Genomic DNA, 23796 nt, shown 5'->3' with positions numbered 1-23796 from the left:
TCTTTTATTGTAGTTTTCTTCGATTTTCTTTCTTGAGCATTCTTTCCACTTTGGATACCATGGTAGTTTTGCTCCCTGAAAAAACATCTGGCTTGTAAAGAACGCTTATTTGCATGACGGGCTGTCCTGCATTTATATCAGCGAACTTATCACCGGAAATAGCCAATGTCAGACAGTCGGAACGGCGTGCATAGACATGGTGCTTACCGTTGTATCCAATAAATTCAAAATTGTTGGAAGTAAGTAGTTTGTCAAATTCACGAGTAACGAACCATTCCTTACCTTGTCTCCAAATTCCAAGATTTGGATTACTGTAACTCAAACTATACTGTTCCACGCTTCCCACCATTTCTTTCGGTGCCGGGAAGTCTCCGCCACGTGTAAACAAAAAGTAGGTTCGCGTTATCAGCAATGGATCGGTGGTCTTGTAAGCTACAGCCTCTATCTCTCTATTCTTGGAAACTTGCCGAGCTATTTCTTCACTGTTCTGCGATTTTTCATATTTATCTATTGCACTGAGTTTTTTGTCAGCTTTATTGAGCAAGTGAAGTGGACCTAACTCGAGGCTCTTAAACGTCTCATAGTTGCGATCCTGAATGTGCATTTGCCAGAAGAAAAGAACAACGCTATTGTTGCTTTCCATAATATCCACATCCATTGTCATTAGTTCCTGTTCGTTAATATAATGGTTAGGATCTTTCGTGTCTCTGACATAGCCATTCGCCTTGACAAAGTCTTGAAACTCCTGAGAACGCACAGCATCTACACCTTCTTTTACCAATGAGCGTGTAAAAATACGTGTTGGCATGAAAGTCTCCGTGTCATGCACATAGAAGACTTCTTTAAATAGAGGGGAGGGAGTTCTGAACACATATGTTTCTTCGTATAAATTAAATGAAGGATCTGGAGGACCATATTCGGCAAAGAGGCTGCCGCGTTGGTGCTCAAAATTCATCATTTTATAAAGGCTGAAAGGTATGCCCGGATTACATGCCAATACAAAGGCGCATACTCCCGGCTGCTTTACGACTACGTCAGTATTTTTTCCTCCCATAGAAATTTTCAGTTTGACTGTTCGCTCTTTTGTGTCATAATTAGGCTTTGAGATAAATTTCAAGGAATGTTTCTTTTTGACAATCTGCAACCAGTCCGTACTTTCTGCCTGTATCAGCTCATAGGGTATATCACCAGTATTCACGTTTACCGAGGTAGCGCCTCCCACCTGTGGCAATACGACTTCACCTCCGGAAATACCCAAAGACTGATTGTCAGCACTTTGGCTGATAGTTATTTTTTTCACTGCCAAGCCGCCGTCGATAAGGATATAGCTGCTTCGTTCCATTCCGGTAACATTCGCATCAACTTTCACGATGAGTTCGTTGCCATTAGGAGTCAAATGTATCCACTGCTTCGGAGATGTAGCAATCCACTCCTTGCAGTTTGTATTCACCATAATTGTTTTCTCCTCTCCCTGTGTGTTGAATGTCAGAGCTTGTTCGGAGACATCAAGTTTTGGCTGTTCAAAATCAACACTGTCTGCACAATTCGCCACCATTGCCATTACCAAACAAAAGGCGGAGAGGCGCAACAAATGATATAATTGTTTAATTTGCATATTGAATAATACTAAATTAGAGTTTAATGTGACAGACTAATACTTTAGCATTTTCTTAGCTTTATTGAAATTGCTTATCATCTTGTCTTGCGCCTTGACAACTTTACTGCCGGCGCCAAAAATGGTATTATCGTAATTGTAGAGCAATGCAAGCACCGGAACATTGTTATCGACTACACAAGTAACTGCAATGACCAAATGGTCTCGTTGACGACCAAAGAAATGCGTATTATTGGTTGTGCGTAGGAATGAAAATCCTTCTTCGCCAAGCTTTTTCTTAAGTTCATTTGTAACAAGCCATTTTTTTCCATATTTCCATACACCGAGGTCAGTGTTCTTGAACAGAAGGGCTCCAATCTGCACACTACCGAGCTTCTCATCAGCCTTTCCATCTTCACCGGTAGTGTAGAAAATATGAATGCGGCTATAGGCCGGTTGTTGGCTTGCATTAAGAATATATTGGATTTGTGAAACTTCAGTCTTCTTAAACTCATTATAGCTACGTTCTTCTTCTTTGCTTCCGGCTTTCTTCTCAAAAGCCTCTACTTCCGGCACTTTTACATTAGCAACCTGCAAGAGTTCGAACGGATAGTAAGGTAATTTGTCGAAAGTCTTAAGTTCTTTAACTTGTTTTATCACTGGTGTATAAGTAAGATTTACTCCCTCTCCACCCGGTTTCTCAGAAACAAAAACCTTCAGTGATAAAAGTTCTTTTTCATTGAAGTATTCTCTATCCGACTCCGAATTGCTGCGTGTATAACCATTATTGGTGAGGAATTTTTCAAAAGCCTTGTCCTTGACGGCATCTACGGCAACCATGCCATCACCAATATTGATAATCTGCGATGATGTTACACCGTCCGGGCTGCAATATTGCATTAACGTAAATATGGGGGAAGGAGTGATGAAGGTATAGGTTTCTTCAATACCGAAGCCCGGCATAGCTTGCTGATATTCGCGAAGATAGCTCCCACGTCCCAATTCATAGTCCATAATCTTATGAACATCCTGTGGCATTCCCGGATTGATGGGAAGGAGATAACGCTGAATGCCTGCCTGTGAAACAACGATTTCACGCGTTTGGTCGCCACTCTTGGCATAAAGTTTCACCATGCGTGTCTGATCGGTGTTGTTGCATTCTGCCACCAATTTTATTTCTTCGGAAAACTTATGTATTTTCAACCAATCGACTTCCTCACTGGTAGTGATGTCATAGATAGCTGAATTGGTTGAGATATCAACCACCTTCTCGCCTCCTGTTTGAGGAAGATAGACAACCTCGGGCATGACTTCGAGCGACACATCCGCCGCACTCTGAGTAACGTCAATCTTTCCCGTAGCACCATTCGCATTCACGATGACGTGCCCCATGCGTTGGTTACCCATTTTGTTTTCAGCTACTTTCAGTTTTAGCATATCTCCATCCTGAATCAACGTCAGCCAGTCACCTTCCTGTGGCGAGGCAGCGGTCCAATGTTCTTGATTCGTATTGACACTGATGTTTCGTTCACCGGCACCTCTGTCAAACGCTACACTGGTTTCGGAAAGAACCAACGTCGGCAACTCAAATTCGTCTTCTTTTGCACACGAAAGTACAGAAAGGAGAATTCCTCCAAGTAAAAGAGGAAAGATTGTCTTTTTTAATCTCATTTTGTTTTAGGTTTTATAGAATTATAATACATTTAATTAATTCCAAAATCTTCAATAAATATTAGGAAAACTGCGCATATAACGCAAATTCATAACTATTACACTTAATTAGTTACTTTTTACATTAAGCGCTGCAAATATCCTAATAAATGAGGATAAAAACAAGCATTTATACCAAAAAACATTAATAATTTAACGTATTTTATCTTATCTCCCCCTTATTCTTCTATTCATTAACAGTATTATACTCATATTGACATTCTATTTTTACACTTTATTTTATTTCTTGATTTTCCGTCAGTAATATCCGATAAAATGTTAACCCAAGTTTAACGGGCATAATTATTTTTCATAAATTTTCAGTGTGTTTTGAGGGTTTTAGGTTTGCTAAGTGCTTAATAATCAGCCGTAGCGTTTTCTGAATACGGGCTAAATCTGATTTGTAGGACACCAGCATATCATTTTTTTTTGTTACTTTGCACCTATGCACGCAAATGTACAGACACGTTTTAATCCGACAACTGGTGAAAAGGCTCTTTATTATAGACTTAAAGAGTCGTATCGTGACGTGGCTGGACACGTACATTCGCTCATCCTGCTCAATATTGGTTTTGAACCTTCTCTCACAGCCTTGCAGGTGAGAAGGATTGCTTTTGCACTTACAGAGCGTTTTAACCCAAATCGGTCGTTAGACTTCTTCGAGATTTGCGAGCTTATTTTGAGCTATTTTCGTTTGTTTTTTGAAGACGTTTAGCGAGCTAAACAACTGAAAAAAACAAACGAAAAGAGCCAAAATAAGGTGCAAAGACGAAGAAAAGCATAACAGCTAAACGCTTTAAAAAGCCTTTGCGGGCTAATAACCGATTTGGGTTTAAGAACAGAGGAACTAATTCTTTATTTGGCAAGCATTTGGAGGGGCTTACTGAACTGGAACAGGCTAAGGCGGATGAGTGGTGGCAGCGGATGAAAGAGGAAGGTGGAATTGATAGATTCGATAAGAAGGAACAGAAGGCAAGAAAGGAGTCTGAACGTTATATCGATCTTGCTACGGCAGAACATACTGACGCAAGGAATGTTGGTGCAGAATGGCTCTGTAAGCAGACCATTGATAAGCTGGGGCTGGAAGAGTTCCTGCGTGACCAAGGATGGAGCAACCATTCTATCCACACCGCACTCTCTGCGCTCATCATCCGGACTGTGTATGCCGTATCTGAACGTTCCTCGTATTATTATCTCAGGGATAATTCGGCTGCCGCCGAACTTTACACTGGGTCGCAAGACTGGACTCCGGGTATCAATGCCCTGTACAAGGTAACGGACAAACTCTATGAACTTAAAGAGAAGATAGAACGTCACTTGTGCAATGTAACAGATAACCTTTTTAATATAGATAACAAGCTGATGCTCTTTGACTTGACAAACTTCTACTTTGAGGGTAGTAAGCGTGAAAGCAAGAAGGCACAGTTTGGTAGGTCGAAAGAGAAGCGATCTGATTGTAAACTTCTCGTCCTGGCCCTGTGTATCAATAAGGAGGGCTTCATACGCTATTCTTCTATCCTGGAAGGCAATACGGCTGACCCTAAATCACTGCCTGATATGATAGATACGCTGGCAGACAGGAATCCTGTACAAAAAGAAAAATCGCTTATTGTGATGGATGCAGGTATTGCAACCGAAGAGAATCTAAATCTTATTAAGGCAAAGGGTTACAACTATCTCTGCGTATCCCGCACCAAGCTGAAAGATTACACGCTCAGTGAGGACCATAAGAGTGTGATGGTAAAAGACGCCCGAAAGCAAACGATAACGCTCAACAAGGTACACACCGAAGGTGAGGACTACTATCTTGAGATAACCTCTCCATCTAAGGCTATGACCGAATCGTCAATGAACAAACTTTGGCGTGAAAGATTTGAGACAGAGCTGAAGAAGATAAATGATGGTATTGCAAAGAAAGGTGGAACGAAACTCTACGAGAAGGTTGTAGAGCGTACGGGACGAGCCATACAGAAATATCCTTCTATCGCAAGATACTATGCGATAGACTACATTAGAAACGAAGAAAAACCAAAGGAAATGCTACGTGTAGACTGGAAGCTCAAAGACCTCTCAGCCATCGAGTCCGGACACGGCGTATACTTCCTACGGACCAATGTAGAAACACTCGACGAGCGTACCACATGGGACTATTACAACCTCATACGAGAAATCGAATGTACCAACAGGCAGTTGAAGACCGACCTAAACCTCCGTCCTATATATCATCAGACCGATGACCGGAGCGATGCGCATCTTTTCTTCGGTCTGCTTGCCTACTGGGTGGTAAATACCATCCGCTGCCAGTTGAAGCGAGAAGGCGAATCCTGCTATTGGACCGAAATCGTGCGGAGGATGAACACTCAGAAACTTGTAACCACGGAAGGTAGGAACCCGTTAGGAGACATCGTACAGATGCGACAATGCAGCAATCCCTCAAAGCAAGCAACTGCTATATACGATAAATTAAAACTGAAATATGCACCATTCAGAAAAATAAAAATTTGTAGGACACAGAGTCCATAACCGAAACTGAAAAAGTATAATAATAGCAAGATTCTACGATGATAGGTGTTAAACTTGGGCTAAACGGGACAGCAGTGTTTTATCTTGATTATTTAATGTTTATGCGACTGCGTCGCATTCTTCTGCAAACTTAGAGGTCATTAGACCAGTTTAGGTGCTTACTTATTATTTTTGAAACTTATGAGATGTCTTTTGGATTATTTTGGCTTTATTTTACCTATATCTGCAGTCACATAGCCCGCTATGCTCCTTTGATATATGCAAAATAAATCTCAAAATAATCGCAAAATACATTCTCATTCTAACGACCTATTTGGGTTAAACTAAGCGGAAATCTGTCCGAAATAGAACCTATACAAAAAAGAAACCTTACCTTTGCAAGCGATGAAAATACGTCTTGAAAAATTATCGGTTGGCTATAAAGGCTTTGCGCCTGTGGTTTCGGATATTAACGTAGAAATCCGAAGCGGAGAACTCACGTGTCTAATTGGCTCGAATGGTATAGGAAAATCTACCTTGCTAAAAACGTTAACGGGTTTTCTGCCCAAACTTAGCGGACAGCTCCTCTTAGATGGGCGCGATATGGACATGCTTACGCAACGTGAACGCGCCAAACTCATTGGCATCGTACTGACCCAACGCATAGATGTGCAAAATCTTAGCGTAACCGATACCATAGGTATGGGGCGCACACCTTATACGGGCTTTTGGGGCAAACTGAACAATGAGGATATAGCAATAGTAGACAAAGCCATAGAAATGGTAGGCATCAGCCATCTCCGCACACGAATGATACAAACCCTTTCGGACGGAGAGCGACAAAAAGTGATGATAGCGAAAGCCTTAGCGCAAGAAACGCCCATTATTCTTCTTGACGAGCCCACCTCTTTTCTCGACTTTCCTTCTAAAGTGGAAATGCTCCAACTGCTCCATCGTTTAGCCAAAGAAACCGACAAGGTGATATTCCTTTCTACGCACGACCTTGAATTGGCACTGCGCATTGCCGATTGTTTGGTGGAACTAAACAAAGACGGATTGCACCGAGTGGAGGCCGACAAGGTGAAAACAGAAATAGAACAGCTATTACAATAAATGTATTTTTATTCACCCCTACATTTTCATCATCTACTTCTCCATTCGTCGTTTTTTCTAAACCAACAGTACTGTTAAGGTACACAACGGTTCGTTTTTTACAACATTTCAGTTTTAGACAGCATATATAAAATAGTAGAACTCTTGATTTTAATCAAGAATATCATAAATATGAAATATTTTTGGCTAAATATTTGCATATATCCAATTTTACCCCTATCTTTGCATCGTGTTTTTCATAGTATTAGATTTAAGGTTAACAAAGGTTGGAGTACGGCGGTACTCCTTTTTTTATGCCCATACGTTTCGTATGTCTATAAATTAGCTTTGTTAGATTTTGAGCTTATTTTTGAGGTCAAAATGCAAGAGTGTGAAGGAGTGTAGCGAGCTACACGACTGAACGAACTTACATTTTGAACCAAAAACGGAGCAAGCCGAATGCAATCAAACTTGTTTGAATTGTTGAGACGCAGCCTATTTTATATAAAAAGAAGCCAAAAGATAACAAAACGTATTTCATAAAAATTTAATGACGATATGCGGTGGTAATTTATAGAACCAGCCTAAAGGTAAAGAATAAGCGAGAGTCTCTCATCTCCTCCGTTGGGAGGGGAGCCCATAATTGCTATGTCGTGGATATTTGTAGTTTTATCGAATGGGGTCGGACAAGTCAGACGCGTCAGACAGGTCAGACAAGTCAGACAAGTCAGACAAGTCGGACAATCGAGCCCCTACCCACTGCCAACAAACAACAAAAAAGCCCTCGAAGTATTGCTACTTCGAGGGCTTCTTGTTGTCCTAGGCGGATTCGAACCACCACAAACAGAACCAAAACCTGTTGTGCTACCATTACACCATAGGACAATTGCGGTGCAAAATTAGTGATATTTTATGGTACTACCAAATTTTTGGAGACTTTTTTATTAAAAAAGTTGTTTTTTGTACCACTTCATATACTTCACTGCATTGCATTGCGTGGCGAAACCACCTTGACGCCGTTGCCATACGACATAAGAACAGAATAGAGCTCGTAGTTGAGGCACACATTGGTGGTGAAAGTGCAGTCGCCCGTTTCGCTGTTTTCGTCTATTAGTTGCTGACTTGCGTGTATGGGTTTCGTCTTTATGTAGTTGACCTGAAACCTATTCGCCACAAAGGTTAGTTTTGTTGGGCGCGTATTGATATTCTTTGTTACGCCTACTAAATCTTCGAAAAAGCGGTCGGGGTGAAACTTTGGGTTTTCTCTGAAAGGCAAATCGATGGGTTCAACACTCACAATGCGGTCTAAAGCAAGGTTGAAATCTCCCTGAATGGTGCGTCTCGATACCCCTTTTACGATACCTTCCATATCGTATAGTGCGTCCGAACACGCATCTACAAAATCGTCTAAAGTCCATCTACGATATTTGTTTCGCAGACAATTGTCTATTGTTTTGTAGCGTATCAACGCATTCTTATTTGCAGGCATATAGGCTTCTGTTTTGTTACGATGGGGCAAAGATACACCTTTTATTATATATAAAAAGCCGATAAGCCAAAGAGAAAAAGGCTGCAATCGGCATTTCGTTGCTCAAAATGCTTAACAATCGGGTAACGGAAGAATAGAACAATGAGGCTTTAAGCTCGATAACAAAAAATCTTGTTTGTAATATTTTGATTATAAGATAGTTATAAATGCGTTCTGAAACATATATGTTTCACCACCCAATACATATATGTTTTACACGCTCAAAGTTGAACTTTGGCAATGCCAAACATATATATTTTGCAGCAAATAGATTGATGTATTGTTTCTGAAGGATAGAGAAAGGAAAAACAGACCAATAAGTTTGTTAGTCTATAGTATCACTGCGGAGGCTTACGAGATTTACTGCGTATCAACGTTTTTTGCGTCAAAAAAAGTAGCTTTTTCACTTTCATTTCTGTTACGCAAAAACATTGCGCATCCCCATTCTAACTTTGCACTCGTAATCATTTATCAAATAAAAAAGTAAAACTATGGAAGTAAAAGTAATTAAGAACAGTCCTGTAAAATTATGGGTTGACGAGTTGGACGAGAAAGCAATATCGCAGATTACAAATCTTGCAAGTCTTCCCTTCGTCTTTCACCACATAGCAATGATGCCCGATGCACACGCTGGAATGGGAATGCCTATTGGGGGCGTATTGGCTTGCAAAGATGTGGTTATCCCCAATGCTGTGGGCGTAGATATAGGGTGCGGAATGTGTGCCGTGAAGACCAATATCAGATCCGATTCGCTTACGCCCGACATTATTCGCAAACAGATAATGAGCGGCATCAGAGCGCAAATTCCATTGGGAATGAAACGTCACAAAACGCAGCAAGACGAGAGCTATTTGCCACAAGGATTTGATATAGACAAGCTTTTTGTGGTGCGAAGTCAATGGAAATCTATTAAGAAACAAGTGGGTACGCTTGGTGGCGGAAATCACTTTATAGAACTTCAGAAAGACGAAGAGGGGTGGCTTTGGATAATGATTCACTCAGGGTCGAGAAACCTTGGTAAGATGGTAGGCGAACACTACAACAAGTTGGCTAAGCAGCTCAATGCACAATACCACTCTGTTGTGTCGGAGGATATGAAGTTGGCTTTTCTCCCCGTATGCGCCAAAGAATTTAAGGACTATTGGGCAGAAATGGAATATTGCGTGGCTTTTGCCTATTGCAACCGCCGATTGATGATGCAACGTATCGAAGAAGTGATAGCCTCGGTAGTTCCCGATGCTGAATTTGAACCGATGATAAACATTGCCCACAATTATGCAGCGTGGGAAAAACACTTTGGCGAGACGGTGGTTGTTCACCGCAAGGGGGCAACATTGGCAGAGAAAGGTATGATAGGCATCATTCCTGGAAGTCAGGGTACAGCCTCGTACATTGTGGAAGGCTTGGGCAATCCCGACTCGTTCAATTCGTGTTCGCACGGAGCAGGGCGAGCTTTAAGCCGAAGTATGGCTATCCACACCCTTGATATGCAAGCCGAAATAGCTGCATTGGAGGCACGTGGCATTATACACGCTATACGTTCGCAAGCCGATATGCAGGAAGCCACAGGTGCGTATAAGGATATAGAAAAGGTGATGGAAAACCAAAAAGACCTTGTGCGAATAAAGACACGACTGCTGCCCTTAGCGGTGATAAAAGGCGACTAATACCAACACATAAACAACGTTCATCTAAAGATGGCAGCAAGGTTTTTAACGCTTTGCTGCCATTATTCCACCTCACAAGTTTCAATAATATATGAGGAGAAACCAAAACTTATCTAATGTCTGATTTGGGATTATCCCAAATCGGTCATTAGCCCGCAAAGGCTTTTTAAAGCGTTTAGCTGTTATGCTTTTCTTCGTCTTTGCACCTTATTTTGGCTCTTTTCGTTTGTTTTTTCAGTTGTTTAGCTCGCTAAACGTCTTCAAAAACAACCAAAAATAGCTCAAAATAAGCTCGCAAATCTCGAAGAAGTCTAACGACCGATTTGGGATTATTACTGGGAGAAGGCTAAAAACTTGTTTCAGATAGATGGAAACGAGAATGGTTATAGGTTATAAATAGGAATAAAAAAAGCGAGCGAAAACAGCTGTTATGCTGCTTTCGCTCGCTTAAGATTTATTGCTTTCTGTCTTTTTCGGCTTGGTCTTTCACAACTTGTTTGGCTGCTTTTAGTGCCTTTTTTGCTGCTTTTTTCTCCTTCTTGGTCAATTTTTTGTCTTCGGTAAGACCATTTTTCGGATTGTATTCTAAGCCCAATTGCTTGGCACGTTCAAGGTTTTTGCCTTGTATTTTTCGTTTGGTTTCACCCTTTTGTTTGGTTATCTTGTCGGGCTTTTGTTTGTACAGCGGTGTGCTGAGTGGGCTCCATGTAAGGCGTACTTCCTTTTTCTCTTTACACTCTATCTCTTTCGTGTAGTAATATACTGCCTCGGCTTGTCGCTGCTCACTGTACAATCCAGTGTCCCAACGTCCGTTATCGTTGTCGTCTACTATCACACGGAGGTAGTAAATGCTCGGTTTGACGTAGTAGAACACTGCCTCATTGTTGGTTGCTGCTACCTCTTTTATTACTTTTTCGCCCTCGTTGAGGAGTTGCAAGATGCAGTTTTTCTTGCTTTCCATTCCTTGTAGCGAAACAATGAGTGTGCTGTATGTTTCTAACGCATTGATTCTTATGCCTTGTTTTGAGGGTTTAGATACCTTGCCATATATATCGGTAAATGCCATTGAATCTAATTCCAAACTATATTCACTCTGTGGTTTCCATTCGCCAATGAGCTTGTATCGTCGGTGTTGTGTGGGGGCTATACCCATCTGATAGGGAACGAGCGTCCACAGCGTGTCCACCTTTTCGTACAAATGTATCTTGGTTGTATCGCATTGGGATATGGGGAAAGGAAGGTCGAAGATAAGGTTCTCATCTGGCGCAAGTTGAGAACTGAAGTTGTATCTCACATCCAATGCTTCTGCGGGGTATGTAGTTTCGTATTTCTTGCCTTTCTCTTTGTTCTTGTCTTGTTGCTTCTTCCATTTGTCATACTTCTCTTGCTGTTGCTTCAAGCGTTTAGCGTATGGCGTTTTAGAGAGTACTTCTAAGGTGTCGGTTTTCAATTGTAATGCTCCCAACGAATCTGTTCCTTGATATTCAATTTGCATACGTAGGGTGTCTTGATTGATAAGTGCCGTGTCGCGCAACCAATAGGTTATGGTGTCTTGATTGAGCGATGGCTCTACAACAAACGCATCGGTAGCATCGAAATTTATACCTGTAATCTTTGGTAATTCGGCATTACCATAAGTAAAAAAGAGAGAAAAGAAGTCGGGTTGTTTACGTTCAGCCTTTAAAAAGTAACGGTTGGTCTGTACTTCGGTAAAGGCTGTAAGTACCACATCATCAGGTAAGAAGCGGGTATAAGGTGTTTGTTTGATGTCAAGAATACGAAGCGAATCGCGCCAAAGGGTATCTTGTCGCACATCAGGGCGTGACGATGGCATTATCACTTCGGGTGTGAAAGCTATCTTTTCACTTTGTTGTGTGAACCGATAGTTGCCGTCAGCATCTTGTAGGGCATAAATTCTGTAATCGCCAATCTTCACTCCTTTGATGCTGAAGTGGCCTTTATCATCGGTGCGAGATACACGCAGCATTGGCAATTTGGTAAAAGCTGTGTCGGTTTGGTTGCTGTATAAGCCCACAAGAATACCCTTGATAGGTTCTAAATTTTCGGCTTCCAACACGTAGCCAGCCACTTCCATAGTATCGATAGCTTCACCCGTAGAGAACGAATAAGTGTAGTTGCCCATCGGATTGCCCTCGTTGTTGTCCGAAATAGCATCAGAAAAGTCTATCGTGTATGTAGTGTTTGGTTTCAGCGAGTCCATCAATGTCACTGAAATGCGCTTGCCTTGAGCTTTTATTTCTGGTGTTTCTAATTGCGGAGGTGAAACCACTACTTTCTCGGAAGGATTGTCTAACTTGATAAACTCGTTGAAAAGAATTGTTACTTTCTTGCTGTTCACATCTGTTGCACGGTCGGCTGGCGATGTTGCGAGTATCTTTGGCGGTGCTTCGTCGTACCACCCACCGTCAGGCTGCCCCATTCTGGCGCAAGAGAAAAGAAGTATTGACATAACAGAAAGCACTGCCAAGCCCTTCAACCGCCATAGATAATTCTTTAAATCTTGTTTATCCATTAGTTTTTAATTTATATTATACAACTAAATAGCTTTTAAATTAAACCATAATCTTTTATCCCTTATTCATTTCCAATAGTTCTTCAAGATTTTTTCGACTATTCGATAAGCGAGGAACTTTGTGTTGTCCACCCAATTTACCTTTAGATTTGAGCCAATCATTGAACAACTCTTTGCGTGCCACTACCACTTCTAATTGTTGCAAAGTTACATCGTGGAAACGCTTTGCCTCATAGTCTGAATTTATTTCTTGCAGCTTTGTATCAAGCATGGTTGCAAACGCTTCCATTGAAGAAGGGAACTTCGAAAACTCTATAAGCCACTGATGGCGACACTTAGCGTTAGCGTCCATAAATATCGGTGCTACCGTATATTCGGTTATTTGTGCGCCCGTAGCCTTACAAGCTGCCTCTAATCCCTTTTCGGCATTGTCCATTATCAGCTCTTCGCCAAAGGCATTGATAAAGTATTTGGTACGTCCTGTGATGACAAACTTATATGGATTTTTAGAAGTAAATCGAATGGTATCGCCTATTTCGTAACGCCATAAGCCACAAGCGGTTGTGATAAGCATAGCATAGTTGCGTTCCACTTCCACGCCACTTAGAGGAACTATGTTTGGACGATCGCTCCCATACTCGTCCATCGGCAAGAATTCGTAGAACACACCATAATCCAACATCAGCAACATAGCAGGGTCGGAAGGGTCGCTCTGAATACCAAAAAATCCTTCTGACGCATTATAAGTTTCCATATATTGCATCTCTGGGTGGGTAATGATTTGCTTGTATTGTTCACGATAAGGCGTGAAAGCAATTCCACCATGGAAGAATACTTCCAAATTGGGCCATACCTCGTTGATGTGCTGTTTACCCGAAAGCTCTAACACACGCACCAAAACCGAGAGCATCCACGAAGGAACACCCGAAATATTGGTAACATTCTTGTTTAAAGTCTCCTGTGCTATGCGGTCGCGCTTCACTTCAAAGTCGCTCAACAATGCCACTTCTTTTGAAGGAACTCGACAAAAATTCACCAAAGGATTGATATTTTCGATAAGAATAGCACTCAAGTCGCCCACTAACGAGTTAGGCAAATTGTAATTAGACGAATGGCTTCCGCCTAATATCAAGCCCTTTCCGTTGAACATACGACTCGTTGGATTGTTTCTAAGATAGAGCGCAATAACGTCTTTTCCGCCTTGATAATGAACCGATTGCAAACCTTCTGCCGAGACAGGTATAAATTTGCTCTTGTCATTGGTTGTACCCGACGATTTTGCAAACCACTTTACGTGCCCTGGCCACAATATGTTTCGTTCGCCATGGCGCATACGATCAATGTCGCCTTTTAGTTCTTCGTAGGTATTGACGGGTATGTTTTGCGCAAAATCTTCATACGATTTAATAGTGGAAAAGAGATGTTTCCTTCCATATTCCGTTTCTTTTCCTTGGGCTACAAGATACTGTAGCACTTCCTGCTGGATAGCTTCGGCGTTTCCCACATAGCGTTCCAATTCCTTAGAACGTGGGTGGAAATACAGCTTGTTGACTATACTTGTAAGATTCATTTCTGACCTATATATAATGAATTACAAAAGTACAGCAAAAAAAAGGATTATCCTATTATTTTACTAATTTTAATAATGTATAGCTCTCTATGTTTCCTTTGCAATAATAGGGTGATGTATAAGCATATATTATGTTGCGCATAAAACTTCCGACTTACCGCTTTGTATATAAAAAAAGCAAAGACACACCCACTTTGCGTGCATCTTTGCTTACTTATCATTTATTTTTTCGTTTCTAAATCAGCAGTTTAGCCCACCTGGCTACCTGGTTTCACCTCGCCAAGAGTTGTAGTAACACTCAACGAACCATCGAAGTTGACAGCCGAAAGAATCATACCTTGACTTTCGATGCCCATCATCTTGCGTGGTGCAAAGTTGGCAATGAAGAGCACGTCTTTACCAATGAGCTGCTCTGGCTCGTAGAACGCAGCAATACCACTAAGGATTGTGCGAGGTGTACCCGAACCATCGTCAATGGTAAACTGAAGCAACTTCTTGCTCTTCTTCACCTTTTCGCAGTTTACGATATGTCCCACACGAATGTCCATCTTCTCAAAGTCGTCGAACGAAACTTCTTTCTTGATAGGCTCTGCCACATAGTTTGCAGCTTCATTCTCCTTCTTTGTGTCTTCCAATTTCTTCAGTTGTGCATCAATTGCCTCATCTTCAATCTTTTCAAAGAGCAAGTGAGGTTCGCTCAACTGGTGTCCTGCAGCAAGAATTTCGGTACTTCCAAGCTGTGTCCAATCGTAGTTGTCAAGACCTATCATATTGCGAAGCTCTTTACTACTGAAAGGCAAGAAAGGTTCGAAAGCAATACTAAGGTTGGCAACCAATTGGAGCGAGATATTAAGAATGGTCTCTACACGCTTTGGGTCAGTTTTCCAAACTTTCCAAGGCTCACACTCTGTAATGTAGCGATTGCCAATGCGTGCCAAATTCATCGCCTCTTTCTGTGCTTCACGGAACTTAAACACATCAAGATAACCCTCTACTTTCTCCTTAACGTCCTTAAATTCTTGAATAGTTTGACGGTCTACCTCCTGCAAATCGCCACAAGAAGGCACTACACCATTCCAATATTTCCAAGTCAACTGCAAAGCACGGTTCACGAAGTTGCCATAAACAGCCACCAATTCGCTATTGTTACGCTCTTGGAAATCCTTCCAAGTAAAGTTGTTATCCTTAGTTTCAGGTGCATTGGCTGTAAGCACATAGCGCAAAACATCCTGCTTGTTAGGGAAGTCTACCAAGTACTCGTGCAACCACACTGCCCAGTTGCGACTTGTAGAAATCTTATCGTTTTCAAGATTGAGGAACTCGTTTGACGGCACGTTGTCGGGCAAAATGTAGTCGCCGTGTGCCTTCAACATACTTGGGAAGATAACGCAATGGAACACGATGTTATCTTTTCCGATGAAGTGAACCAAACGACTTTCAGGGTCTTGCCACCACTTTTGCCAAGTGCCAAAACGTTCTGGCTCACGGTCGCAAAGCTCTTTAGTGTTTGAGATATAGCCAATAGGCGCATCAAACCATACATAAAGCACCTTACCTTCAGCACCTTCCACAGGTACAGGAATACCCCAATTAAGGTCGCGCGTCATTGCACGTGGTTGTAAATCCATATCCAACCAACTCTTACACTGACCATATACATTTGGACGCCACTCCTTATGTTCTTCCAAAATCCATTGCTTCAACCATTCTTGATAGTCGTTCAAGGGCAGATACCAGTTCTTGGTAGTCTTAACCACAGGCTTTGAACCCGAAATGGTAGAGTGAGGATTAATCAATTCCATTGGACTGAGGTCGCTACCACACTTTTCGCACTGGTCTCCATACGCATTTTCGTTGTGGCAATGAGGACATTCGCCCATCACATAGCGGTCGGCAAGAAACTGCTTAGCCTCTTCATCGTAAAGTTGTTCGCTTTCTTTCTCTACAAGTTTGCCTTCATCGTAGAGCTTGCGAAAGAAGTCTGATGCAAACTTATGGTGGATTTCGCTTGTTGTACGACTATATACATCGAACGAGATACCGAAATCTTCGAACGAATCCTTAATCATTTTATGATAGCGGTCGCACACATCTTGAGGCGTAACGCCCTCTTTCTTTGCGCGCAAGGTGATAGGCACACCGTGTTCGTCGCTACCTCCGATGAAGATAACTTCCTCTTTTTTCAATCGCAAATAGCGAACATAAATATCCGAAGGCACGTAAACACCTGCCAAGTGACCGATATGTACACCACCGTTAGCGTATGGCAAAGCTGCCGTTACGGTAGTGCGCTTGTATTTCTTCTCTTCCATATAGATATTCTTGTTTTTTGTTTTCTTTTCGTTTTTACTGCACTCTTACGGTCTTTGCACCTGCATAACAACCTATGGTGCGTCCACCTTTTATATATATATCTTCGTTTCCAGGCATATCAAGTACAAAACCTGCTGCCTTGACTTGTGCCACAAGATTGTCGTAAGCTGCCTGATTGAACACCCCGATGATAATAGCTCCGTCCTTGAAAGCCACATAGCTCGACACCCCTTTGCGCAAAGGTTTAGGATAGTCCTCGTAAGCTGTACCTGTCAGAATTTTCGCCAATTTGCAGTTCTTATAATACATCTTAGAGAATTTGTCAAGACGGTATATCTCGTAACCATTCTTTAAGGTGTAGCCATACTTCTTTGTTACCTCGGCTGTAGTTTCAGGATGTTCGAATATGCTGATAGCCTCTGCAATGCTTATAACCTCAGGATTGGGCGTAACTTGCTCTGCCATTTGCTGCACGGGAGCTTCTTGCGGCATCGTTACCACCTGCTTTTGTGTGCCACAACTCCAAAGCATTGCCAATGAAGCCACGGCAGTAGCTATATATAACGTTTTTCTCATCTTGTTAAGTCACTATAATTATACAAGCTGCAAAGTTACGATAAATATTTGAAACTCATAGGCGGATAAGTGTTTTAATATGCGCAAGGGGCATATAGGGGCTCGATTTATCGAGTTCCACTTAACTTGTGATGGGCGGGGGTGTATCAAAATAGGCACCTCCTCTTTTTTACCTTAATTCCGCAACACTATTATAAATTAAACTTTTTAAGTACCTGAGCAACAAAAAGCTCTTGCTTTGGCAAGCGGCAGAGCCGAGCGTCTCAGGATTTTGTCATGTCAGAATTTTCACTTATTTTAGTGTTGCAAAAAAGCCAAGAGAATCCAACGATAGACATGGCAAAGATACAAATTAAATCTGAGAAACTCACTCCTTTTGGGGGAATATTTTCGGGTTATGGAGCAATTTGACGCTACGCCTTCACGCTCTTGCATTTAGACCTCAAAAATAAGCTCAAAATCTAACAAAGCTAATTTATAGAACCGCCCTATACCTATAATAATGCTTACGCAGATGTTTTCCAGACTGATTTTGGATAATGCCTACAACTTATGGGAATGATATTGTGTATTGCCTCAAGTCACATTGTGGGGTAAGGGGATATTGTAGACAGAAGTGGGTGCTTCAAGTTCAAATTATATGCAAATTCAGTAATGAGAGGATGTGTACACGCAAGAAGGACGTTGAAGGGCTTAGTTGTAGATTTGAGTTTTTTTCTTTTTCTTCTGTTTATTTTTTTTGTATTTACATTATTTTTCGGTCTGAGAAATTGTTTAAGTTCACCTTTTGGGTATGTACATTCCGATGAGTTTATTTGCGTTCTCGACAACACCTTTCTTCCACGAGGAATACGAAAGGGCTGATACCTCGTGAGAAGTGTCAGCCCTAATTTTATAAATCAATAAAAGTTTTATCGGACAGCAATATAAAACAATATTTATTTCACATTGAATGTTGTAACTTTCATATCATTTTTTTCATTCAGTTTATCCGGGTCGCCTAAGTTGATTCCGTATTCTCCTGGTTGTAAATTGTCTATTACAATGTAGTAAGAACTCTTTCCGTACTTTTTTGCCTCAAAGTCAATTTGTCCCAACGAGTTAGATTTCGAAGCAGACAAAGTACCTGCTTCAGCGAGTTGTACTCTGCGCTCTTTCCCTTTAATTTCAAAAGGAAAAATGTTGATAAATGAAGAGGGATCAGTGTCGTTGTTGGTAGCCTTTATAATTAGACGCACTTGCCCTGTAGGTATGGAAATTTTAGACGATTTTCCCGCAAGCGTAAGACGCGTTTTCACTTTACCAATACCTGTCAGATACAATGAAGCACCAGCTTTCGTTTTTATGACACCTGTCTCTCGTGGTAATAACTTGTAAGTGGTGTTGGAAGTTAATAAATAAGTTTGATCTGCAAACTCTGGTTCAGGAACAGTAACACTTTGCGCAAAAATAGTAGTCAAGCTGAAAAGCAATGATACTGCAAGTAGTAAACTCTTTTTCATATTCGTGTGATTTAAAAACATTAATTCCGCAACACTATTATAAATTAAAATTTTTAAGTACCTGAACAACAAAAAGCTCTTGCTTTGGCAAGCGGCAGAGCCGAGCGTCCCAGGATTTTGCTATGTCAGAATTTTCACTTGTTTTAGTGTTGCAAAAAAACAAGAGAATCCAACGATAGATATGGCAAAGATACAAATTAAATCTGAGAAACTCACTCCTTTTGGGGGAATATTTTCAATTATGGAGTAATTTGACGCTACGCCTTCACTCTCTTGCATTTTGACCTCAAAAATAAGCTCAAAATCTAACAAAGCTAATTTATAGACATACGAAACGTATGGGCATAAAAAAAGGAGTACCGCTGTACTCCAACCTTTGTTAACCTTAAATCTAATACTATGAAAAACACGTTGCAAAGATAGAGTAATAATTACAATAAAACAAATGATACAAGCGAAAAAGTTGCTTTTAGGCGTTAATATTGATATAAATCAACGCTGTTGGCTATGGATTGGGTGAAAATATTGATAAAATGTAAACAATTAACAGAATGGTGTGGGAAGAAGTGAAAAAATAAGAGCAAGCTGCTGTGCGTATATTCCACCTTATTATATATATAGACCGCTAAGCGACAAGAAGCAGACAAAGACAAGTTGACAGCAGAATAAAAAAGTTGCTAAAAAGCACCAAAAGTTTTGGAAAATATTGAGCTTTGTACTACTTTTGTACCAATAGGCATATTTTTTGCATATACCTTACAGAAAGCAAACAATTAATATTTTACGAATATGGAATTTGACAATCGTTTCAGTAACATCAACAGTCGCGAACAAGAGCTTGCTATGTCGCGCAGTCTACCGCTTCTTATGCGCAAAGTGTACACGTGGATGACGATGGCACTCATCATTACAGGCGTGGTGGCATACGGAGTTGGCACATCAGAAGCATTGCTGATGGCAATCTTTAACAATTCTATTGTGTTTTTCGGCTTGATGATAGCCGAATTAGCACTTGTGTTTTATCTTTCAGCACGCATTCATAAACTTTCATTGCCGAGTGCTACAATTGGCTTTATTGCTTTTTCTGTAATCAATGGATTAACGTTGGGGTCGATATTTGCGGTTTATAGCATCGGTTCGATTGCACAAACCTTCTTCGTCACTGCTGGTACATTTAGCGCAATGGCATTTATTGGCTATACCACAAAGAAAGACTTGTCGAACATAGGTGGCTACTTGCTGATGGCACTCTTCGGACTTATCATTGCGGGAATGGTAAATATTTTCCTTAAAAGTTCGATGTTCGACTTCATTTTGAGTGGTTTGATAGTCTTAGTCTTTACAGGACTTACCGCTTGGGATGTACAGACGATTAAGAAAATGTTGATGCACGCACCCGATGCAGGCGAGTCGGCACAGAAGATAGCATTGCTTGGCGCACTCAATCTTTATCTCGACTTTATTAATCTCTTTATTCATTTGCTTCGTTTCTTTGGCAGTAGAGATTAAAAAATAAGTTGATTAAGAGAAAAAAGAATAAGAAAGCTCACCGAAAGGTGGGCTTTTATTATTAAAAATATACACACAGTGGCCTAAAATGTGTATAATTGTGACAAAAAAGTCCTATAAAAAGAAAAAAACTTTAATGTTTTTATACAATTCTAAGGCAATTATTTGCATATTCAAAATATTATGGATAAATTTGCAAGCAAACAATGAATAAATATTCTGTAATATGAAAATTAAGAATAAAAGATTAGAAACGTTGAAGATGCTCATCTCAAGTATGGAGCTGAGTTCTCAAGAAGAAGTAATCAAAGCCTTAGAGAAAGAGGGATTTAAATTGACCCAAGCAACACTTAGTCGCGACCTGAAACAACTTAAAGTAGCTAAAGCTGCATGGATGAATGGAAAGTATGTGTACGTTCTACCTAACGACTCTATGTACAAAAGAGTGACATCGCCAGCCAAGGCGTCGGAAATGTTGCAGCACAGCGGTTATCTGTCAATACACTTCTCGGGACAAATGGCAGTGATGAAAACAGCCCCAGGGTATGCGAGCGCAGTGGCTTACAACCTTGACAATAGCGACTTGCCCGAGGTTTTAGGAACCATTGCAGGTGATGACACCATCTTTATTGTGACCAAAGAAGGATGCACAAGAGATGAAATTTTGAACTCGTTGGGCTATATCATTCCTGAAATAAGAAATCACGAGTATTAAAAATAACAACAACACAAAGACTTCTATATAAGCAAAGTTGCCTATTCGGTTGGGCAACTTTGCTTTTTCGTTTTTATACACACAAATAAAAGCTACCCGTTGCGTAATTATTTTTATTTTTTAGCTACTATCCCAATTGTTACCTCATTCAATAGATAGCGTATTTCTCTTTTATCTTTTTCTCTTTTTCCGTTTTGCTTTGGATAAGTGTTAAATACAAGGGTCATAATTCTCGTATATGCGTTGAAAAGAAGCGTGATACACAAAAGTGGTATAAATGGGTGTGCAAATGTAAACTACTGATAGACAACGAGTAATGAATAAACTGAAAAAAGTGTGCAAGAATATAGTATTTAAATTGTAGTAATATAGAACTAATAAAAGGAGAATATGAATAATAAAAGTGCTATTAAGTGGTATTTCAGAAGGCAAAAGTTGAACTTTAAGGACGCCAAACATCAATGTTTAGGCGGTAAAACATATATGTTTGGCATTGTCAAAGATGAACTTTGACTTTCCATAATACCAACAAAAGAGATTTAGAACATATAATAAGAAATATCAAACAATTCTATTTGGGGAATTAAAATGTTAAATCAGCATAACAGCAAAAAACATAAGGAGGGTTAAACCCAAAATAAGACCAGAAGACATCTCATAGGTTTCGCAAATAAATGAACAAGCAGCTAAACGGGTCAAATGAACTGTTTTGGGGTTAAATACGCACTAAATTAATTCCGCCAACGGGTAAAAACAGTTTTCCGACAAATTGAGGAGAATTAAAGTATTAATGTAAAATACGCTAATAATATTATGTCTAAATAAGAAGTTCCTCAAGATGATAGACTAAAATTGAAAACTATAAACAAATGTATTGGAATTGTGGAAATAATCAACAGATTTCACACCCATATTGCTTTTATTCAACATATTGATATGTGTGGGGAGGCAAAAACTAAAAACTTTTCTGTTTTTTTCTTATAAAACATTTTGCCAATTCAATTATTATTCGCAATTTTGCCAACAAATACTAACCCATTATAAAGAAATAATTCTAAAACAAGAAATAATTCTATGGAAGAACAAATCGAAGTGAAAGAGCTTGAGCACGTTGTAGTGCTTTTCTCAGGCGACTCTGGCGATGGTATGCAGCTGGCAGGTAACATTTTTTCAAATGTGTCAGCTACCGTAGGTAATGGTATTTCTACATTCCCAGACTACCCAGCAGACATCCGTGCTCCGCAAGGCTCACTCACAGGTGTAAGTGGATTTAGGGTACACATTGGCGCAGGTAAAGTTTACACTCCTGGCGACAAGTGTGATGTGCTTGTGGCTATGAATGCAGCTGCTTTAAAAACACAGTACAAAAACTGTAAGCCACAAGGTACTATCATCATCGACACAGACTCGTTTAGCCCTCGCGACTTGAAGAAGGCTGAGTTTGCAACAGACGACTACTTGAAGGAAATGGGCATCGACCCAGACCGTGTAGTAGCTTGTCCTATTACAAAGATGGTGAAAGACTGCTTAGCAGAAACTGGTATGGACAACAAGTCTATGCTCAAGTGTCGCAATATGTTTGCGTTGGGCTTGGTTTGCTGGTTGTTCAATCGTGACTTGGAATTGGTAGGCAACTTCCTCCGTGAAAAGTTCAAGAAGAAGCCAGCTATTGCTGAAGCTAATATTAAGGTAGTAGAGGCAGGTTACGACTATGGTCATAACGTACACGCTTCTGTGCCAAACACATATCGTATCGAAACTAAGGAGAAGGTGCCAGGACGTTATATGGACATCACTGGTAATAAGGCTACAGCATACGGCTTGATGGCTGCTGCTGAAAAGGCTGGAATGAAACTCTTCTTGGGTTCATACCCTATTACTCCTGCTACAGACATCCTTCACGAATTGGCTAAGCATAAGTCAATGGGCGTAGTTACAGTACAGTGCGAAGATGAAATCTCGGCTGCTGCATCGTCTATTGGTGCTGCGTTTGCAGGTGCTTTGGCTGCAACTTCTACATCAGGTCCTGGTATCTGCTTGAAGAGTGAAGCATTGAACTTGGCAGTTATCGATGAGTTGCCACTCGTTGTTATCGACGTACAACGTGGTGGACCATCAACAGGTCTCCCTACAAAGAGTGAGCAGACCGACCTTTTGCAAGTGCTTTACGGACGTAACGGTGAAAGCCCTATGCCTGTAATCGCTGCAACAAGTCCTACAGACTGCTTCGATGCTGCATTCGCAGCTTGTAAGATGGCATTGGAGCACATGACTCCTGTTGTGTTGCTTACCGATGCATTTATTGCTAATGGTTCTTCAGCTTGGCAATTGCCAAAGATGGAAGACCTTCCTGAAATCCGTCCTCACTATGCTACCGAGGCTCAACGCTATACCTATCGTCCTTACAAGCGTGACGAATACAGCAATGTACGCTATTGGGCTATTCCAGGTATGGAAGGCTACGAGCACATCCTCGGTGGTTTGGAAAAAGATGGTAAGACAGGTGCAATCTCTACTGATGCTGACAACCACCACAAGATGGACCACTTGCGTTTCGACAAGGTGGCTCGCATCCCTGTTCCAGACCTTGAAGTACAAGGCGATAAGGACGATGCCGACTTGCTTATCGTAGGTTTCGGTAGTACATACGGGCACCTCTATGCAGCAATGCAAGAGCTTCGTGCAAAGGGTCACAAGGTGGCTTTGGCACAGTTCAAGTATGTCAACCCATTGCCAAAGAATACTCCTGAGGTATTGAACCGCTACAAGAAAGTTGTTGTAGCTGAACAAAACCTCGGTCAGTTGGCAGCATTGCTCCGTATCCGTATCAACCATTTCGCTCCTTACCAGTACAACCAAGTTAAGGGTCAACCATTCGTTGTTCAAGAACTCGTTAAGGGCTTCGAACGCTTATTGACACTTCCTGCTCCAAAGGACGAAGGCGGTACATTCTATTCAAGAATCTTACAATAAAAAAGGGAAATC

Annotated in this window: 14 protein-coding genes, 1 tRNA gene and 3 pseudogenes; 8 read left to right on the top strand and 10 right to left on the bottom strand. The window is 40.9% G+C overall.

The window, feature by feature from the left end; all coding sequences use genetic code 11:
• Positions 1-4 precede the first annotated feature (4 nt).
• On the bottom strand, positions 5-1615 hold the full coding sequence (locus CZ367_RS10295) for a BACON domain-containing protein (protein WP_077196793.1): 1611 nt from the start codon (positions 1613-1615) through the stop codon (positions 5-7).
• Between the two features lie 36 nt (positions 1616-1651).
• Entirely contained in the window at positions 1652-3265 is a 1614-nt protein-coding gene (locus CZ367_RS10290) for a BACON domain-containing protein (RefSeq protein ID WP_077196792.1), read from the bottom strand.
• A 484-nt stretch (positions 3266-3749) separates the two neighbouring features.
• Here CZ367_RS10290 and CZ367_RS10285 point away from each other — a divergent pair.
• The 4 genes and pseudogenes from CZ367_RS10285 to CZ367_RS15555 form a co-directional block, all read left to right on the top strand.
• Positions 3750-3935: pseudogene (locus CZ367_RS10285) on the top strand (IS1634 family transposase); the annotation flags it as partial.
• Between the two features lie 200 nt (positions 3936-4135).
• Positions 4136-5827, top strand: a pseudogene (locus tag CZ367_RS10280) (IS1634 family transposase); the annotation flags it as partial.
• 384 nt (positions 5828-6211) lie between these two features.
• Positions 6212-6919, top strand: a complete 708-nt coding sequence (locus CZ367_RS10275) for an ABC transporter ATP-binding protein (RefSeq protein WP_077196790.1) — start codon at positions 6212-6214, stop codon at positions 6917-6919.
• 655 nt (positions 6920-7574) lie between these two features.
• Complete coding sequence (locus CZ367_RS15555) at positions 7575-7721, top strand: hypothetical protein (RefSeq protein ID WP_154669329.1); 147 nt, start codon at positions 7575-7577, stop codon at positions 7719-7721.
• Here CZ367_RS15555 and CZ367_RS10265 read toward each other — a convergent pair.
• From CZ367_RS10265 to CZ367_RS16760, 3 genes and pseudogenes are all read right to left on the bottom strand, one after another.
• Positions 7713-7783 (bottom strand) — tRNA-Gln (locus tag CZ367_RS10265). The two genes, CZ367_RS15555 and CZ367_RS10265, sit on opposite strands and share 9 nt — an antisense overlap.
• A 94-nt stretch (positions 7784-7877) precedes the next feature.
• On the bottom strand, positions 7878-8072 hold the full coding sequence (locus tag CZ367_RS16765) for a WCX domain-containing protein (RefSeq protein ID WP_449421168.1): 195 nt from the start codon (positions 8070-8072) through the stop codon (positions 7878-7880).
• Positions 8073-8210: 138 nt separating this feature from the next.
• A pseudogene (locus CZ367_RS16760) lies at positions 8211-8387 on the bottom strand (helix-turn-helix transcriptional regulator); the annotation flags it as partial.
• Positions 8388-8917: 530 nt separating this feature from the next.
• On the opposite strand from CZ367_RS16760, the gene CZ367_RS10255 reads away from it, so the two are divergent.
• Positions 8918-10093, top strand: coding sequence for an RtcB family protein (locus tag CZ367_RS10255; RefSeq protein WP_077196787.1), 1176 nt, complete (start codon positions 8918-8920; stop codon positions 10091-10093).
• Positions 10094-10547: 454 nt separating this feature from the next.
• Here the strand turns inward: CZ367_RS10255 and CZ367_RS10250 are convergent, their stop codons facing one another.
• From CZ367_RS10250 to CZ367_RS10225, 5 genes are all read right to left on the bottom strand, one after another.
• Positions 10548-12626 carry an Ig-like domain-containing protein gene (locus tag CZ367_RS10250; RefSeq protein WP_077196786.1) on the bottom strand — a complete coding sequence of 693 codons (2079 nt, stop codon included), beginning with the start codon at positions 12624-12626 and terminating at the stop codon, positions 10548-10550.
• Positions 12627-12681: 55 nt separating this feature from the next.
• Positions 12682-14196, bottom strand: coding sequence for a GH3 auxin-responsive promoter family protein (locus CZ367_RS10245; protein WP_077196785.1), 1515 nt, complete (start codon positions 14194-14196; stop codon positions 12682-12684).
• A 248-nt stretch (positions 14197-14444) separates the two neighbouring features.
• Entirely contained in the window at positions 14445-16508 is a 2064-nt protein-coding gene (gene metG, locus CZ367_RS10240; RefSeq protein WP_077196784.1) for a methionine--tRNA ligase, read from the bottom strand.
• 34 nt (positions 16509-16542) lie between these two features.
• Positions 16543-17085, bottom strand: coding sequence for a hypothetical protein (locus tag CZ367_RS10235; protein ID WP_077196783.1), 543 nt, complete (start codon positions 17083-17085; stop codon positions 16543-16545).
• A 938-nt stretch (positions 17086-18023) separates the two neighbouring features.
• Complete coding sequence (locus tag CZ367_RS10225; protein WP_077197427.1) at positions 18024-18587, bottom strand: hypothetical protein; 564 nt, start codon at positions 18585-18587, stop codon at positions 18024-18026.
• A 789-nt stretch (positions 18588-19376) separates the two neighbouring features.
• Between CZ367_RS10225 and CZ367_RS10215 the strand changes: the two genes are divergently transcribed.
• From CZ367_RS10215 to CZ367_RS10205, 3 genes are all read left to right on the top strand, one after another.
• Complete coding sequence (locus tag CZ367_RS10215) at positions 19377-20096, top strand: Bax inhibitor-1/YccA family protein (RefSeq protein ID WP_077196781.1); 720 nt, start codon at positions 19377-19379, stop codon at positions 20094-20096.
• A gap of 226 nt (positions 20097-20322) precedes the next feature.
• On the top strand, positions 20323-20811 hold the full coding sequence (locus CZ367_RS10210; RefSeq protein ID WP_077196780.1) for an arginine repressor: 489 nt from the start codon (positions 20323-20325) through the stop codon (positions 20809-20811).
• A gap of 1074 nt (positions 20812-21885) precedes the next feature.
• Positions 21886-23784, top strand: a complete 1899-nt coding sequence (locus tag CZ367_RS10205; RefSeq protein ID WP_077196779.1) for a 2-oxoacid:acceptor oxidoreductase subunit alpha — start codon at positions 21886-21888, stop codon at positions 23782-23784.
• The last annotated feature ends 12 nt before the right edge of the window (positions 23785-23796 follow it).

The organism is Prevotella ihumii (genome assembly GCF_900155655.1).
GTDB classification, from domain to species: domain Bacteria; phylum Bacteroidota; class Bacteroidia; order Bacteroidales; family Bacteroidaceae; genus Prevotella; species Prevotella ihumii.
The sequence above is the reverse complement of the archived record's forward strand: the minus strand, read 5'-3'. Positions and strand labels throughout refer to the sequence as shown.